The organism is Bradyrhizobium sp. SRL28, assembly GCF_018596315.1.
In the GTDB taxonomy this organism is placed as follows: domain Bacteria; phylum Pseudomonadota; class Alphaproteobacteria; order Rhizobiales; family Xanthobacteraceae; genus Bradyrhizobium.
This window is the reverse complement of sequence record NZ_JAHEAG010000087.1, coordinates 1-11,827: the sequence shown is the minus strand read 5'-3', so window position 1 is coordinate 11,827 and position 11,827 is coordinate 1. Positions and strand designations below refer to the sequence as shown.

General features: G+C 56.6%; 17 protein-coding genes and 3 pseudogenes. 9 read left to right on the top strand and 11 right to left on the bottom strand.

Features of this window, described 5'->3' with window-relative positions; translation table 11 throughout:
- On the bottom strand, positions 1 to 315 hold a 315-nt coding region (locus KIP88_RS44025; RefSeq protein WP_214494284.1), incomplete at its 3' end, for a PAS domain-containing protein.
- A 275-nt stretch (positions 316 to 590) separates the two neighbouring features.
- On the opposite strand from KIP88_RS44025, the gene KIP88_RS48875 reads away from it, so the two are divergent.
- The gene (locus tag KIP88_RS48875) at positions 591 to 731 is read left to right on the top strand and encodes an SEL1-like repeat protein (RefSeq protein ID WP_214494283.1); all 141 of its coding nucleotides are present in this window, start codon (positions 591 to 593) and stop codon (positions 729 to 731) included.
- A gap of 645 nt (positions 732 to 1,376) precedes the next feature.
- On the opposite strand, the pseudogene KIP88_RS47525 reads toward KIP88_RS48875, so the two are convergent.
- The 6 genes and pseudogenes from KIP88_RS47525 to KIP88_RS44000 all read right to left on the bottom strand — a co-directional run.
- Positions 1,377 to 1,604: pseudogene (locus KIP88_RS47525) on the bottom strand (ATP-binding protein); the annotation flags it as partial.
- A gap of 194 nt (positions 1,605 to 1,798) precedes the next feature.
- A complete protein-coding gene (locus KIP88_RS48395) occupies positions 1,799 to 1,981 on the bottom strand; it encodes a hypothetical protein (protein WP_308163811.1) in 183 nt (60 codons plus the stop codon).
- A gap of 50 nt (positions 1,982 to 2,031) precedes the next feature.
- Positions 2,032 to 2,151 (bottom strand): annotated as a pseudogene (locus tag KIP88_RS48390) (DNA ligase); the annotation flags it as partial.
- 388 nt (positions 2,152 to 2,539) lie between these two features.
- Complete coding sequence (locus KIP88_RS44010; RefSeq protein WP_308163810.1) at positions 2,540 to 2,752, bottom strand: hypothetical protein; 213 nt, start codon at positions 2,750 to 2,752, stop codon at positions 2,540 to 2,542.
- 34 nt (positions 2,753 to 2,786) lie between these two features.
- Positions 2,787 to 3,239, bottom strand: a complete 453-nt coding sequence (locus tag KIP88_RS44005; RefSeq protein WP_249791513.1) for a GcrA family cell cycle regulator — start codon at positions 3,237 to 3,239, stop codon at positions 2,787 to 2,789.
- A gap of 114 nt (positions 3,240 to 3,353) precedes the next feature.
- Positions 3,354 to 3,728, bottom strand: coding sequence for a hypothetical protein (locus KIP88_RS44000; RefSeq protein WP_214494280.1), 375 nt, complete (start codon positions 3,726 to 3,728; stop codon positions 3,354 to 3,356).
- A 204-nt stretch (positions 3,729 to 3,932) separates the two neighbouring features.
- On the opposite strand from KIP88_RS44000, the gene KIP88_RS43995 reads away from it, so the two are divergent.
- From KIP88_RS43995 to KIP88_RS43970, 6 genes are all read left to right on the top strand, one after another.
- Positions 3,933 to 4,328 (top strand): hypothetical protein, encoded by a 396-nt coding sequence (locus KIP88_RS43995; RefSeq protein WP_214494279.1) that lies wholly within the window; start codon positions 3,933 to 3,935, stop codon positions 4,326 to 4,328.
- A gap of 96 nt (positions 4,329 to 4,424) precedes the next feature.
- The gene (locus KIP88_RS43990; protein ID WP_214494278.1) at positions 4,425 to 4,652 is read left to right on the top strand and encodes a hypothetical protein; all 228 of its coding nucleotides are present in this window, start codon (positions 4,425 to 4,427) and stop codon (positions 4,650 to 4,652) included.
- Between the two features lie 39 nt (positions 4,653 to 4,691).
- Positions 4,692 to 5,102, top strand: coding sequence for a hypothetical protein (locus tag KIP88_RS48385; RefSeq protein ID WP_308163809.1), 411 nt, complete (start codon positions 4,692 to 4,694; stop codon positions 5,100 to 5,102).
- Between the two features lie 345 nt (positions 5,103 to 5,447).
- Positions 5,448 to 5,798 carry a hypothetical protein gene (locus KIP88_RS43980; protein ID WP_214494277.1) on the top strand — a complete coding sequence of 117 codons (351 nt, stop codon included), beginning with the start codon at positions 5,448 to 5,450 and terminating at the stop codon, positions 5,796 to 5,798.
- A 566-nt stretch (positions 5,799 to 6,364) separates the two neighbouring features.
- Positions 6,365 to 6,559, top strand: coding sequence for a hypothetical protein (locus KIP88_RS43975; RefSeq protein WP_214494276.1), 195 nt, complete (start codon positions 6,365 to 6,367; stop codon positions 6,557 to 6,559).
- A gap of 304 nt (positions 6,560 to 6,863) precedes the next feature.
- On the top strand, positions 6,864 to 7,034 hold the full coding sequence (locus KIP88_RS43970) for a hypothetical protein (protein WP_161854519.1): 171 nt from the start codon (positions 6,864 to 6,866) through the stop codon (positions 7,032 to 7,034).
- Between the two features lie 1,169 nt (positions 7,035 to 8,203).
- Here the strand turns inward: KIP88_RS43970 and KIP88_RS43965 are convergent.
- Positions 8,204 to 8,389 (bottom strand): hypothetical protein, encoded by a 186-nt coding sequence (locus KIP88_RS43965; protein WP_214494275.1) that lies wholly within the window; start codon positions 8,387 to 8,389, stop codon positions 8,204 to 8,206.
- A 473-nt stretch (positions 8,390 to 8,862) separates the two neighbouring features.
- On the opposite strand from KIP88_RS43965, the pseudogene KIP88_RS47520 reads away from it, so the two are divergent.
- Positions 8,863 to 9,166: pseudogene (locus KIP88_RS47520) on the top strand (hypothetical protein).
- Between the two features lie 355 nt (positions 9,167 to 9,521).
- On the top strand, positions 9,522 to 9,821 hold the full coding sequence (locus KIP88_RS43960) for a hypothetical protein (protein ID WP_214494287.1): 300 nt from the start codon (positions 9,522 to 9,524) through the stop codon (positions 9,819 to 9,821).
- A 209-nt stretch (positions 9,822 to 10,030) separates the two neighbouring features.
- Here KIP88_RS43960 and KIP88_RS43955 read toward each other — a convergent pair whose 3' ends face one another.
- The 3 genes from KIP88_RS43955 to KIP88_RS43945 form a co-directional block, all read right to left on the bottom strand.
- Positions 10,031 to 10,168, bottom strand: coding sequence for a hypothetical protein (locus KIP88_RS43955; protein ID WP_214494274.1), 138 nt, complete (start codon positions 10,166 to 10,168; stop codon positions 10,031 to 10,033).
- A gap of 510 nt (positions 10,169 to 10,678) precedes the next feature.
- Complete coding sequence (locus KIP88_RS43950) at positions 10,679 to 10,852, bottom strand: hypothetical protein (protein ID WP_214494273.1); 174 nt, start codon at positions 10,850 to 10,852, stop codon at positions 10,679 to 10,681.
- Between the two features lie 342 nt (positions 10,853 to 11,194).
- Positions 11,195 to 11,695 (bottom strand): DUF421 domain-containing protein, encoded by a 501-nt coding sequence (locus KIP88_RS43945; protein ID WP_249791512.1) that lies wholly within the window; start codon positions 11,693 to 11,695, stop codon positions 11,195 to 11,197.
- Positions 11,696 to 11,827 lie beyond the last annotated feature (132 nt).

The following is an 11,827-nucleotide window of genomic DNA, read 5'->3' as shown; positions in this document are numbered from 1 at the left end:
ATCTACGAACTTGCGGAAACGCGCCTCGCTCTCCCGTAGCGCCTGCTCGACGCGCATGCGCTCGGTAATGTGACGCCCGACGCCGCGATAGCCGACGAAGCGCCCCTCTTTGTCAAACACCGGGAGCCCCGAGACGGACACGTAGCGCTTTCCGCCGCCGGGCGTCGGCCGGGCGAGTTCGAAATCGCGGAACGGGAGATGGGCATCGAGAGTCTCCCGGTGCTTGCGCCAGGCCTCTGCGTCAGGCTCCAGGTACGGCACTTCCCAGCGCCTCTTACCGATCTCGGAGCCCGGTGCCGGCGCGTCCATGGTCATCGAGGGCGCCGCGGAGGGCGAACCGGATCACCCACGTGTGGCGCACCGGTCATGCGGTGGTGCTCTGCCTTTGCCTGATCGAGCACAACGGCGACGATCTGTGCAGCCTGTCGCTCATACAGCGGGCCATGATCGGCGTTCACTAAGCGTAGAGGAGGTAGGCGAGCAGAGCGACACTGAGAATGATTGTCGCGACCCCGGCCGCTTCGATGAAGGAAATCCGAAAATGCCGCAGTCGTTGATCTGGATCATGCGAGCAAGGCCATCCCAGAGCTATGCATGATCTCGGGGGCATCTACGCCAAGAGCCTAGGCGTGCCGCAGGACTATATTCGTGCCCACATGTGGTTCAATCTGTCGGCGGCAAAGGGTGAGCGAATTGCGGTCAAGGCTCTAGAAAGGCCGAACGGCAGATGACCCCAGCTCAGATAAACGAAGCGCGGAGGCTCGCACGCGACTGGAAGCCGGCTACGTAGCCACCTCCTCGTTAACGGAGCTTCTATTGCTGTGCTGATGACCGCTATGGATCAGGTGTGGACGACGCCCGCGTTGCAAGAAGAATCTGACGTTCGGCTTGCGGTCGGTGCAAGTCATGTGTCCGGCCCGCGGCACCATGACCGCTGGCCCTGATGTAGTCCGGATCGGGTCCCAATCATTCGCACGGGCTTTGACGCCCATGACCCAAAAGCGGGTTGTCCCAATCGACGGCTCGACCGTTTCGCATTACGCCATCATCACCCTCGCAATTCGATTGTCTTGCCCGCCGTTGCCTCAGGCTCCTATTGCCAAGCCTCTTCAGACAGAGGCGCTTCCATCTCACCGCCGCGCGGTTGTTGCCCCGCGTCTCCAGCTCCACCTCAGTTTACCGGACCGGGCTGGTTACTCGTTCACGCACAACTCGCCGCGAGAGGTCCCCGTCCTTCGTTGCAACAGCGCCTGTTCGACCTGGTCCGCGAGGACCGTAAGGTGACTGGCGAGCCGGTCAAACAACTCGCGCTTGGCTTGGTCGGTTGTTCCTGCAATTCAGCGGCCTGCTATTCATCGCAGTGGATTAGGCAACTTTCAGAACGGAAATGGCAGGACGCTGCACGAGTTCTGCGGCCCGCTCAGTTCTGTCAGTGCCCACACCAACGCGTCAACCCGGTCCGGCGAATAGCCGTTGCGCCCGCGGTCGAAGTCACTCGTAAAAGCGCACATCTGATCTTCAAGCGTCGAAAAATTGCCGACGTGGTGCACCTTGCGCTGCTCGTATAGCGCGGCGATGGGCTCGGCACGCAGTGAGCTTCCTCGCGGCCGCCAGCGCTGCGCGGCTCAACCGAACGCATCTATCACCCGCCGCGTGCTGCCGATTTTTCACCTTGATCCAGCGGTCCGACCTGTCCCCGCGGTACACGCTGTCACGGTGTTTCGAGACCAACCCCTCCAGCCCATCAGGCAGGCATGACGAAACAGGTCCGGGCCAATCTCGCCTTGCTCGAATGGCGCTAGGTGCATGCCGTGAACACGCCGCGCCAGCAGTCGGGACAAATTTGTTTACGCATCGACAGCGGCAGCTTGCGGATGTCGTCGCCATCGCTGACCAGCATGTCGAAAGCGTAGAACTCGACCCCGGCATCGTGCCGGCGGGAATACAGCCCGTTGAAATCGGAACGGCCGTCGACGCCCACAGTACGGCTTCGCCGTCAATCACGAACGAAGCGTTACGATTTCGAAGCGCGGCCTCGACGATGCGCGGGTATCGTTCGCTCCAGTCGTGCCCATTGCGGGTGAACAGCCGCACGCGCTTGTCCTCGCGCTGGACGATCAGACGATAACCGTCATGCTTGATTTCGTGCATCCACTCCGGGCGGTCAGGCACCTGGGCAACGCGGGTCGGAATGGAGGGTTCGAACGGGGATTTTCGCATCCGGGAAAGATAGGCAATGGACGACCGAATGCGAATCTCCGCGCTGAAAAATTGCCGAATCAGGGCATCATTTGGAGCATGAGTAACGATTTCAAGTTGACAGTCTATTTCTCCTGCCCGCACTGCGCGACTATATACACGGCCTGCCAGGAAGTGCAGCAGAGACGACACCCCGGCGACTTTCGATGCCGTATGTGCAGCACTCCGGTCCACGAATGGACCGGGCTCTATAAATTCACTGGTTGGCAACTTGCGGAGTTACCCAGAAGAAAACGTACCCGCAGGCCCTGGTAGGACATCTTCGCAGCTGGGTTGGGATTCAGGCGAATAGGTCGGAGCCCGCTTGCGTGAACCGGACAAAGGTTCCGCTCCGGTCCAGTTCCAGCCAGCCGCGCTCGATCGCCAAATCGAGGCCGGCTTTGTATTCCTCCGGAGTGCCCTTCTCGCGAAACAGAAACGGCCCGTTGATCAGCTCGATATAGATCCGGCCTTCCTGCCCAGCTTCTACGCTATTGGCGATCTCAACGATCATGCGGGCGGCTTTTTCGGGATCGGAGTACGGTCGGTTAGTAGTGGTGGATTTCATATACCCGCCCGCCGGTATGCGCTCGCGAATGACACGCCATCCGCCAATGATGCCCGCAATAAGCGCGACCTGGCTCGACAGCACCGCCGCAAAACATCGTCGCGACCCTGTGCACATCGCCGAGCGGCCAGCGGCATTGATTGTCGTCGAGTTCAATCAGCGAGCAACGCCGCATATCTGGCGGCGGCACGTTGGCCTCGATTGGTAGTATCGATTTTGCTGTTGTTATGACGGGAACCGGCCGCATCTGCACCGCCGGGTTCATCTCGAAATGTTTTTCCACATCGGCCGGCAGCGCGCCATCGCTGCGCAGCCGCATTGCCTTCCCGCATACCGACCCGCGCGAGCGGTTCAACCGCTTCGAGATTTGCGTGGCTGATGCGGTCGGCCAGAGGCCGATGAGTAGAGAAATTTCTCCGGTCGTCCAAGGCATCATTGGAACCTCGCCGAAAGCGTCGTGGTGCTCCGACGAGATGCGCGCGCTGGATCTAGGGCGCGGAGGTGGCGATTATGAACCAATGCGATTTTCTCGCCGGAGACGCACATATTATGAAAATCGAAGGTCGTTCGGAAAGCCGGCAGTCTTGATGTACCATTTTTGATAGTAGTCGATTGAACGGTTTTTTAACCTAGATCGAGTGATCGCATCGATCACGAGGCGTGGCGACGCGTGAAGTTTAGAATGATCGATCCCGCTGATCGCCCGCGGCTCGCCATCGTCTTTGGTCGTGACCGAGGTTTGTCGCAGCCGCACCAGTGGCCGCGCTTGTACGGATAGCCGCGCTGCTCTGAGCACGGCTTGCAGCGCATGCGCTGCTCCAGTTGCCAGATTGGCGTCTGCTTTGGCCGCCGGATGATGGTCAGGCCCAAGGTATTGTGCGTCTCGCAGCGCCAGCGTCACCAACGGCGCGACGGTCACCATGAATCCGTCATCGGCAACATGGCGCGGCCCTCGAGCTGCCTACGATAACACTCGTCGCTTGCGCTATCGCCGAGTCCAGACGGCCTGCTTCGCCGCGACATCGCGAAGGAGGCAGCGTTGCGCCGGCCGGGCAATTGTTAACGGATTTTTAACTATATGGGTTCGGGATTGGCAGCGCGAAGACCTGCACCAAGGGAGGAGCTGATGGATACCCCAACGTCTGCCACACCCGACGAAAAAACGCCGGCTTTGGCGACACAACTCAACAAAGAGAAGTCGAAACCCTCTGGCCAACAGCTGGAAAACAGTGCCGACCGTTTCCACTCTTCCGTTGCCCGCTTGACCTCAAATTCGATAGGCGAACTTCAGGGGTTAGCTTCCGAACTCCAAAAAATGCAAGAATTCCTGACGTTCGAGGTCGACAGCGTGCAACGCCAAATCGACAGCGCGTTGGGCGGAATGAATATCATCGTCGAAACTATTGGCCCGTGGAGAAGCATTGCAAGCTCACAAACAATTCCACCTGACACTCGCAATGTCCGCACGGGAACTTGGCAGCCCATATTGAGCAACGCAAGCGCGTCGGGTAGCAACGGCTGAAACGCGCCGCTCAGCGGTATTTGCTGGTTCGCGAGAGCACGGTGCGAATCCTTCCCCGAAGGACCGGCGAGAAACCTACCAAGAAAGCAAATAGGAATGACTGGCAAACAGTCAGCTGAATTTCCCAACATGGCCCAGCGAGCGGTTATGCAATATCTACGCCTCGACGATTGGAAGGTCGCCGCCCGCCTTCCCATTCCAGCAGGTGAATTGATGCTGAGCCGCATACGCAATTATGGTTGGATCGAGTTCCAAGGTGAAAAGCACCATACGGCAATCAAACTCACCCAGCCGGGGCTCAAGGCGATGCGGTCGGCCATTTGAAACCAGCCAGGCTTGTAGAGCTGGAGCGAAGGCGAAGAAATGACACTACTGGACGAAAAGATCGCAGCACTATTCCGTAAAAGCTCGCCAATTTTCGCCGGCGCGGAACCGCCCCCATCCCTGGACCGCCCGATTGCCGAAAAAGCCGCGTTTGAAGCCGTTGTAAGCCAGCCCGCGGGCGAGGAGGCAAATGCAACGCGGGTTGACGACCGACCTACGTCGGCTTCTCAAGAGACTATGGCAGAGCAAACAAGCTCACCATGGGCGGGATTGGATCTAGATACTGCGATCCGCCTCCGCTGGGCACTGCGCGATATCAAAGCCAAGCGAACGAAATTAACGCCCGTCAGTCCAAGTGATTTGAAGGCTTTGATGGAAATGGGCCTGGTCGAAATGCGCGACGACGCGCCTATGCTGAACAACGAAGCTCATCAGGCACTTGATCGATGAAGGCTACAGAGCCGGGCTGATCAATTCGCCTAATGGCTGATAATGGCTGGCGCTCCTCCAGATTTTCCTGACTGCAGGTTCTTATGTATCTTTGTGCACAGACGGCTCGGACGTATGTTGATCTGTTACCAGCATTATCGATTCAATGAGCTCGGCGTCATGACTTGAGATAGCCGCAGCGGCCAATTGCCTGCAGCCCCCTTTTTTGACGAGCCTAACGGACAATTGCCATTCACTTTAATTAAGACCGAAGCGGCGCTCAAACTGCCAAAGCAGAACTCGTATTGGGGATAAGCCAGACTAGTCAAACATTCTTCCGAGCCGCTTTTTGTAGGAGCATTGGAAATGGTGACATTTTTCAAGGTCGTCGGTTGGGTCATGGCCACAATTTCAGGCCTTCTTGTTTGGAACCTACTTCCAGAAACCCGAACAGTCATCAGTTGCGGCATGGTCGTGGCATTCATCTGCTACGGGATATCTATCGTTGTGGGAGTAACGGTTAAGAGGCTCATAGGTGACGAACTGCGAGAGCTTCGCCTTCAAAGCAATGCCGCTGCCTGCCGACTTGAGCTTATGGACCGCAAGGTAACTGCAATTTTGAGAGATGCGCTCGAGCAGCGCCAAGCGGCGAATCTAACAGCTGCAGTTAGAACAGCACCCAGGCATGGCCACGCTGACCAACGACGATCTGCTTGAGCAGTCAGAAACCACAGGGATTCCGAAATATAACCCGGTGCAAGGTCATCGACTACGACAAGGGCATCAGAATGGGTAAAGGCGAAGGGAAATGTGCGTGAGCGAGCTTTGAACCTTTTGCGAGACATTGATTGAGGAAAGATGGAATTATTTACGATCCACGCATCCAAGGACGGCGACTGGGTTGAAACGCAGGATACCAGTCCGACGCTGACCGTGGCAAAGGCGAACACCCTTCATAAAACCGGATGGGACGTGCACATCACGGACTCCGACGGCAGACGGTATGGACCGACCAGGTTCAATGAGGTTCTATCGTTCAATCGAAAATCGCCGATCAAGTTCTAGCTTTGCTCCCCGCTAGGAAAGCATCCGGTGGCTGGGACGGGTTGGCAGCGCAAGTTCGAGGATCCGATTTAACTCACCGCCAGCAGGATCGCGGGCAATCGCGGATCGCCATACCCGTGAGGAGTAATGCGTAATAGAGCTACGGATGAGCCCCTATAAACCTGATACAATTGAGTAGTCGTGAGTTGATTCGCCCTTGATCTATAAGAGGACGGACGATGCGATTTGCTGTTGGACAGGCTTTCGAAAGCGCTGTCAGTGGTAGGCAGGCAGTCGTGACAGAAACCCGCCATGATGGCCATGCTGGGCACCTGCGCTTCCTCGATAACGGCCAAACACAATGGGTTCTTTGGGCGCAGTTTCTTCATGAAGGAGAGTGGCTTCCGATTGGTATGAAGGACGCCGTCACCTGAGGCGGCCCCATTCACATTGCAGACCCTCGTGGCGCCTATCCATTTTCCGTGAAAGCCTACCATGCCGATCACCCGCTGACCGTGACCAATGAAACACCAAGGAAGCGTTTGCAAGAGCGGTCGAGTAGCATGTCGTCGAAAGGTTCGTCGACGTGACTATCAGCGACGGTCAAAAAAGCTATTCGATTGACGAATTTTTCATTGGCAATGGCGCTCCAGGAGATTGCCAACACGGTCGAGGCCGCGGCCGAACTCGGGCTAAAGGCGAAGGCGAAATGAAGTTCAACAGCACAACGAGGGCGACATGATTTCGGTTTTGATAGGGGTTTTAATTATCGTCGTCGTCGGCGCAATCTGCTTTTGGGCGATCGACAAGTTCGCCACCGACAGCCGACTAGCAAATCTGCTCAAGTTGCTCGTGGTGCTCGTTTGTCTTGGCGCAATCGTGCAACGAGTGCTGCCGCTAACATATTAGCCAATGCCCCGGCTGGTCGAACTGTGGCTGGAGGCGAAAAAGTGAGTGATGCCAACGACGACTATGAGCAGGCGGACGCGGCGGCCAACGCGGCGCTTGAATACGCCCGCAGCCTACCTCCGGGCATCGCTCGCTCCCAGGCTTTTAAGGCAGCTGGCAAGCTACGGAGTGCTGCCGACCGATTACGGGCCCCCACGTTTGCTCCTCGCGGTCGCCGGCCTAAATAGGTGAGGATCCGCCGGCTTGAGGGAAATGAAGGGCTGGAGGTGGATCAGTGACCCCGAAGTCCTGCTTTGGATTATTGGCGTGCTGATCTTTTTGATCTGGGTTGTTTTGCAGAGGCAATATCGATGATCTGCCCGTGGCCCGTCCGCAGCTGGTTGAGTTGGGGTTGAAGGCGAAGAAATGACAACGGTCGTAGCAAACCGTCCTTGGACGGCGGAGGAAGATGAGGAGCTACGGGCTCTAGCAACAGCCGGTCGGAACGCCGCGTACGCTGCAAAGCAATTAAACCGGACCGGCGCGGCCGTGACCAACCGCGCTTCTAAGCTGGGCATCCGCTTCGGAAAGGCGAAGTCTCGCGGTTTGGGTGCTCGATCATCCCGCTGAAGTGGTTGCCATGATCGACAAGCATGACTTCGCGCTTGGGTGTAAGGCTGGGCTGAAGGCGAAGTAAAATGGCGAAGTTGACATTTCGATAGCCAAAAGGATGATCCGCGAAATCGCGAACGGAGGGCTCCAAATGAGCGACGCGAAAGGTTCGAAGATTAAATAGCGTACGTGCCCTGCCTGCAATGGAACGGGCTACCCTGTCGTGACGCAGCCAGTGCAGCCAGATCGTAAAATTTATCCCGTCAAATGCAAGTTCTGCGATGGCAAGGGAAAGATTACGGATGCCAACTGAAGCGGCCTACTCTACTTCTTCTAATCGGACATTCTTGTGCGTGAGCCCGTGGGCCTGCCCACGGTGCCCGGCTCCGAGAGTCGCAGTTGCTCTTCCAACTCCTGCACCAACCTTTGGAGCCGGTCCTTAGTGAGTGGGTCTAGTGCCAAGTCCGCGATGCGCTTGGCCTGCTCAAGCCGCCGCTCCAGTTCCTTGCGGTCGTTGCTTTCGGCCATAGGCGAAACTCCGTCCAAAATAGACGATGGAGCGCCCTTAAGGTTTCAATTCATCGGGTCTTATTTTGGTCCGGGAATACCGCGACCTTTCGGTCAAGCTGCCAAAGCTCAACGCCATGACCGAGGGCCAACCGTCGAGCTTGCTCAATTGCCTCTGCGTCGTTCGCGCAGATCAATGGAATGGCGTCGTAGAAGTGATCGTCCATACCAACCAAGTACACGCGATATTCCGCCATGGAAGGAGGTCCCAACTGCCACCGGAGTTGGCCGGTAGCTAACTGTTGGCCGGAATGTGAATCAAGTTAACATTGTGCTGCGCTCTAGCTTGGCGGCAGGCTGATGCCGACAGGCAATACGCAATACTTAGGAACGCTATTCTTTGGCTTGTGTTGCGATTCCGTGCCGAAGGCATATCGGCACAGCATGACATACAGAGACGGCCGAGACGGCCTCAGCTTTCCGCACCCCGCTGAGGCCGCTGAGGCCTTGCCCGTCAGACCAAGCGGAGCGTGAGTTGACGCCGCCTGTCTTGGTTCTCGTGGCGCTCGACGAATGCCTCAAGGTGCGCGGGGACCTCCCTCATCTGCACGGCTAGTCTTCTGATGTTGCGAAACCTACGGAACACTCTTCGACGGAAATAATAGTTGCCTCTCGAGGAGCCCGCACCCTTGAGAACCGGTTCTTTGAGGCGGGTTGCACCCACGCAGAAATGCGGGGCATCAGTTTGCTGAAAGGATGGTTGTCGCCTGAACAATTAGCGCAATATGAGTCCTATCGGTATTTTGATGTTACTGGCCGCCAGACCGGCAAACGCTATCGCATCCGTTACGGCGTGGGGATGAATATCTACGAGATTGACTCGCGCGGAAGGCGGCTAGCCGGGTGTGTGCTTTGTTCCTAGCGAGACTTTGGTCGCGGGTGATGTCATGCTAGCGCAAAAGATCGCACTGGAAACTGAGGAATCGAGTGCGCTAGCCGTAGCCAGGAGGTTTGCCCAGATTTGGCAATACTAGGACTTAGGTACTTTTTTCGGGCGTCGTGAGGTTGGTTAGGTCGCGTTGGTTGCGGCCGATTTCCTCGCTGAAGTTCGCCGGCGATGCGCCGCCGCTTTCGCCGACGACCTGGAAGGCGTTATCGTTGTTGAGGATGGCTAAGGGGATTTCGTCGCACGGCGGGACAACCGCACAACTTCGATCCGCTGACAGATCTTGCAGCGATATTCGAGAAGATCATGGTCGCGAGCCCGTTCATGAGTGCTGCATGGCGGAAAAGTAACACGCTATTTTGCTCGATGTTCCTAAGCGGCTTTAGGAACGCTAGTGCTGCGGTGCAAATTGTTTTTCCTCTAACCCAGGAAGGACAACATAGATGATTTCCATTTCATCTTACGAACGGCCCATCATGAGTGCCTGGCAACCGACGATAATTCTGGCGCTGTTTACCCTGCTCTTCTTTCCGGACAATCTCGCTGCACAGGGACAGCCGGTTGACACTGGATCGCATCTGCCGGTCGCCCTGTTGTTCATCGGTGCCGGCGTACTTGGGCTGGTTTTGGCCTACGGCATCATGCGAAATAGGGCCAGAACCCGCGCCGAGAAGCAGGTTACCGAACAAGCAACGAAGGATGCGTACTCGAAACAAAATCGTGACCGGAAAGCGTCAGGCTAACTGACGGGCTTGCCAGGATTACTGGACGATCCTGGCGTAGCAACCCGGAAAGCGGGCGTTCGCATTTGAAGCCATGCCCAGCGGCGCCGCTCCCCATCACGCCGAGAACGCCGGCGATGATGACTTTGCGAATGTGACGCATCGAATGGTGAAGATTGCGCAGGAACGCGAATGGCGAGGCAGGCGCGAAGCCTTTTTCGCCCAGTGCATCACTCGGAAGTTGTCCTTGTCCACTGCTCGGCGAACCTGACGGCATCCAGCAGTAATTGCTGGCCCTCGGCCGCCCCAACGCCATTATCGATCGCCTCCCTTGCTTTCTGTGTGGCAAGGAAAACGCTCTTCTGCACGTGGTCATCTCCTCCCAGATTAGTCACGGCAAGCTCTGCAGCTTTCGCTAGATCGACGTCACCGGCGTGCGGATGCGCTGAGAGGAGCAGCGCGTGCACCTCCTCTGCAATAGCGGGTGTCACTAGTCACGTGAAGCCCCTTCCACATAGGAACGCGCATGAAGCCGACGCTGGGCAGCAGGCGTGTCGGATTTGAGCGATAAACGTAGCTCGAAGGCTTTTGCCGTAACCGCGCCCCGGGACCGACCTATTTTTCGCGTCAACTCGGCGACCGTTACCTTGGTAGCGAAATTTCGAAGCTGTTGAACCTCCGTTTCTGACCAACGTGCTGCGCGCATCGATACTCCTGTTGTTCAAAAGAATGCAATTAGAACTGATCAGAAACTCAAAGGTTCATGCCTTTCACAATAGGAGGTCTCGGCTCCAAACGGCTTCAAGTTGGGTTTGATCAGACCGCTCGGAAGGTGGCATCCTTTCATCACACCGACCGAACTTGACGGCCATGACACGCTAGTTTCGGAGAAGTTCGTCCTTAATCGCTGGCATCGGCAATTCCGCCGCACGTTCCCGTTGAAGTCGCTTGCGGAACTCGCCCTCTTTTCGCTCGAAGGCCAGGAGCTCGTTTTCCGCGGCCTTCAAAATTTGTTCGCGTGGCTTGGGGGTCATCTCGACATACTCTGTCATCACGCACCTACACCATTCATCCATCCGTAATACCCCAACTCGGGCAATCGATGCTAGGTCCTCGGAAACCTATGTTTAAGTGCCGCGGTGTGATGCTACTGACGAAGGAATCGAGGCTTCCTAGAGGTTCGCCATACTGGCAATTTCATTGTTCTGTCACGGAACGAGCCGCTTCATCGCTCCATTGTCTTGCATCCTGTTGAAGGAGCTTAGACATGGAAGTTACGCCACGTCTTAAAAGCCTTGTGACCGCGATCGCGATCGGCCTCGGGGGCATCGGTTTGGTTGTTCTCCTATCGATGATGCGATGATCTAAAAAACAGAGGCAATAGCAGCCCATGATTATCGCCCAGCTCGCGCTTCACTCCTAATTACGCTGAGCCGTCCATCGCCTTCGAGCTTGGCGAGCTTTATTTCGGCAATGTCCTCGACTTGCTGCTGCCGCAACTGAGATGCGAGTTCGTCCATCGACAGCATTTCTTTTCGCATTGCCTTCTCGATAACCCGCCCGTCTTTTACCAGAGTTAGCGATGAAGGTATCAGTAGGCGTCTGAGGCCCGGAAACCGGTAAGTCAACCAGTCGATAATGTATTCCCACGCAACGATGGTCATGACTAGCACGAGCCCTTCTGTCACTGACTGATATTCCTTCCCGAGTCCGTTCTGCGCAGCGTCGGCGATCAGTACGATCACTAGAAGATCAGCGGGTCCAAAATGTCCTGCTTGACGCCGTGCCATAAAGCGCAGGATCACAAAGAGGCCCAAATACATGAGCGTGCCTCGGACGACGATCTCGGCGATACCGAGGCTGGGTAGGAAGACACTGTTCCAATCTATCAGCATGGCAAAGAGCCCTCGCGTTTCGGTGCCAACGCCGGATGGAAAAGTGAGGTTCCAAGTCGTATGTGAGTAATGGCGGGGCGCGACATTCGAAAAGTGTGCCAGAAGCTGACACGTCAGCAGATTGCCCGGTCA

Coding starts and splice junctions, on each gene's coding strand:
- KIP88_RS43970 (WP_161854519.1), top strand. CDS start 6,864: ATGATTTCGGTTTTGATAGGGGTTTTAATTATCGTCGTCGTCGGCGCA.
- KIP88_RS43975 (WP_214494276.1), top strand. CDS start 6,365: ATGCGATTTGCTGTTGGACAGGCTTTCGAAAGCGCTGTCAGTGGTAGG.
- KIP88_RS48385 (WP_308163809.1), top strand. CDS start 4,692: ATGACACTACTGGACGAAAAGATCGCAGCACTATTCCGTAAAAGCTCG.
- KIP88_RS43990 (WP_214494278.1), top strand. CDS start 4,425: ATGACTGGCAAACAGTCAGCTGAATTTCCCAACATGGCCCAGCGAGCG.
- KIP88_RS44010 (WP_308163810.1), bottom strand. CDS start 2,752: ATGATCGTTGAGATCGCCAATAGCGTAGAAGCTGGGCAGGAAGGCCGG.
- KIP88_RS43980 (WP_214494277.1), top strand. CDS start 5,448: ATGGTGACATTTTTCAAGGTCGTCGGTTGGGTCATGGCCACAATTTCA.
- KIP88_RS43945 (WP_249791512.1), bottom strand. CDS start 11,695: ATGCTGATAGATTGGAACAGTGTCTTCCTACCCAGCCTCGGTATCGCC.
- KIP88_RS48875 (WP_214494283.1), top strand. CDS start 591: ATGCATGATCTCGGGGGCATCTACGCCAAGAGCCTAGGCGTGCCGCAG.
- KIP88_RS44000 (WP_214494280.1), bottom strand. CDS start 3,728: ATGGTGACCGTCGCGCCGTTGGTGACGCTGGCGCTGCGAGACGCACAA.
- KIP88_RS43950 (WP_214494273.1), bottom strand. CDS start 10,852: ATGACAGAGTATGTCGAGATGACCCCCAAGCCACGCGAACAAATTTTG.
- KIP88_RS43995 (WP_214494279.1), top strand. CDS start 3,933: ATGGATACCCCAACGTCTGCCACACCCGACGAAAAAACGCCGGCTTTG.
- KIP88_RS44005 (WP_249791513.1), bottom strand. CDS start 3,239: ATGCCTTGGACGACCGGAGAAATTTCTCTACTCATCGGCCTCTGGCCG.
- KIP88_RS43965 (WP_214494275.1), bottom strand. CDS start 8,389: ATGGCGGAATATCGCGTGTACTTGGTTGGTATGGACGATCACTTCTAC.
- KIP88_RS43960 (WP_214494287.1), top strand. CDS start 9,522: ATGATTTCCATTTCATCTTACGAACGGCCCATCATGAGTGCCTGGCAA.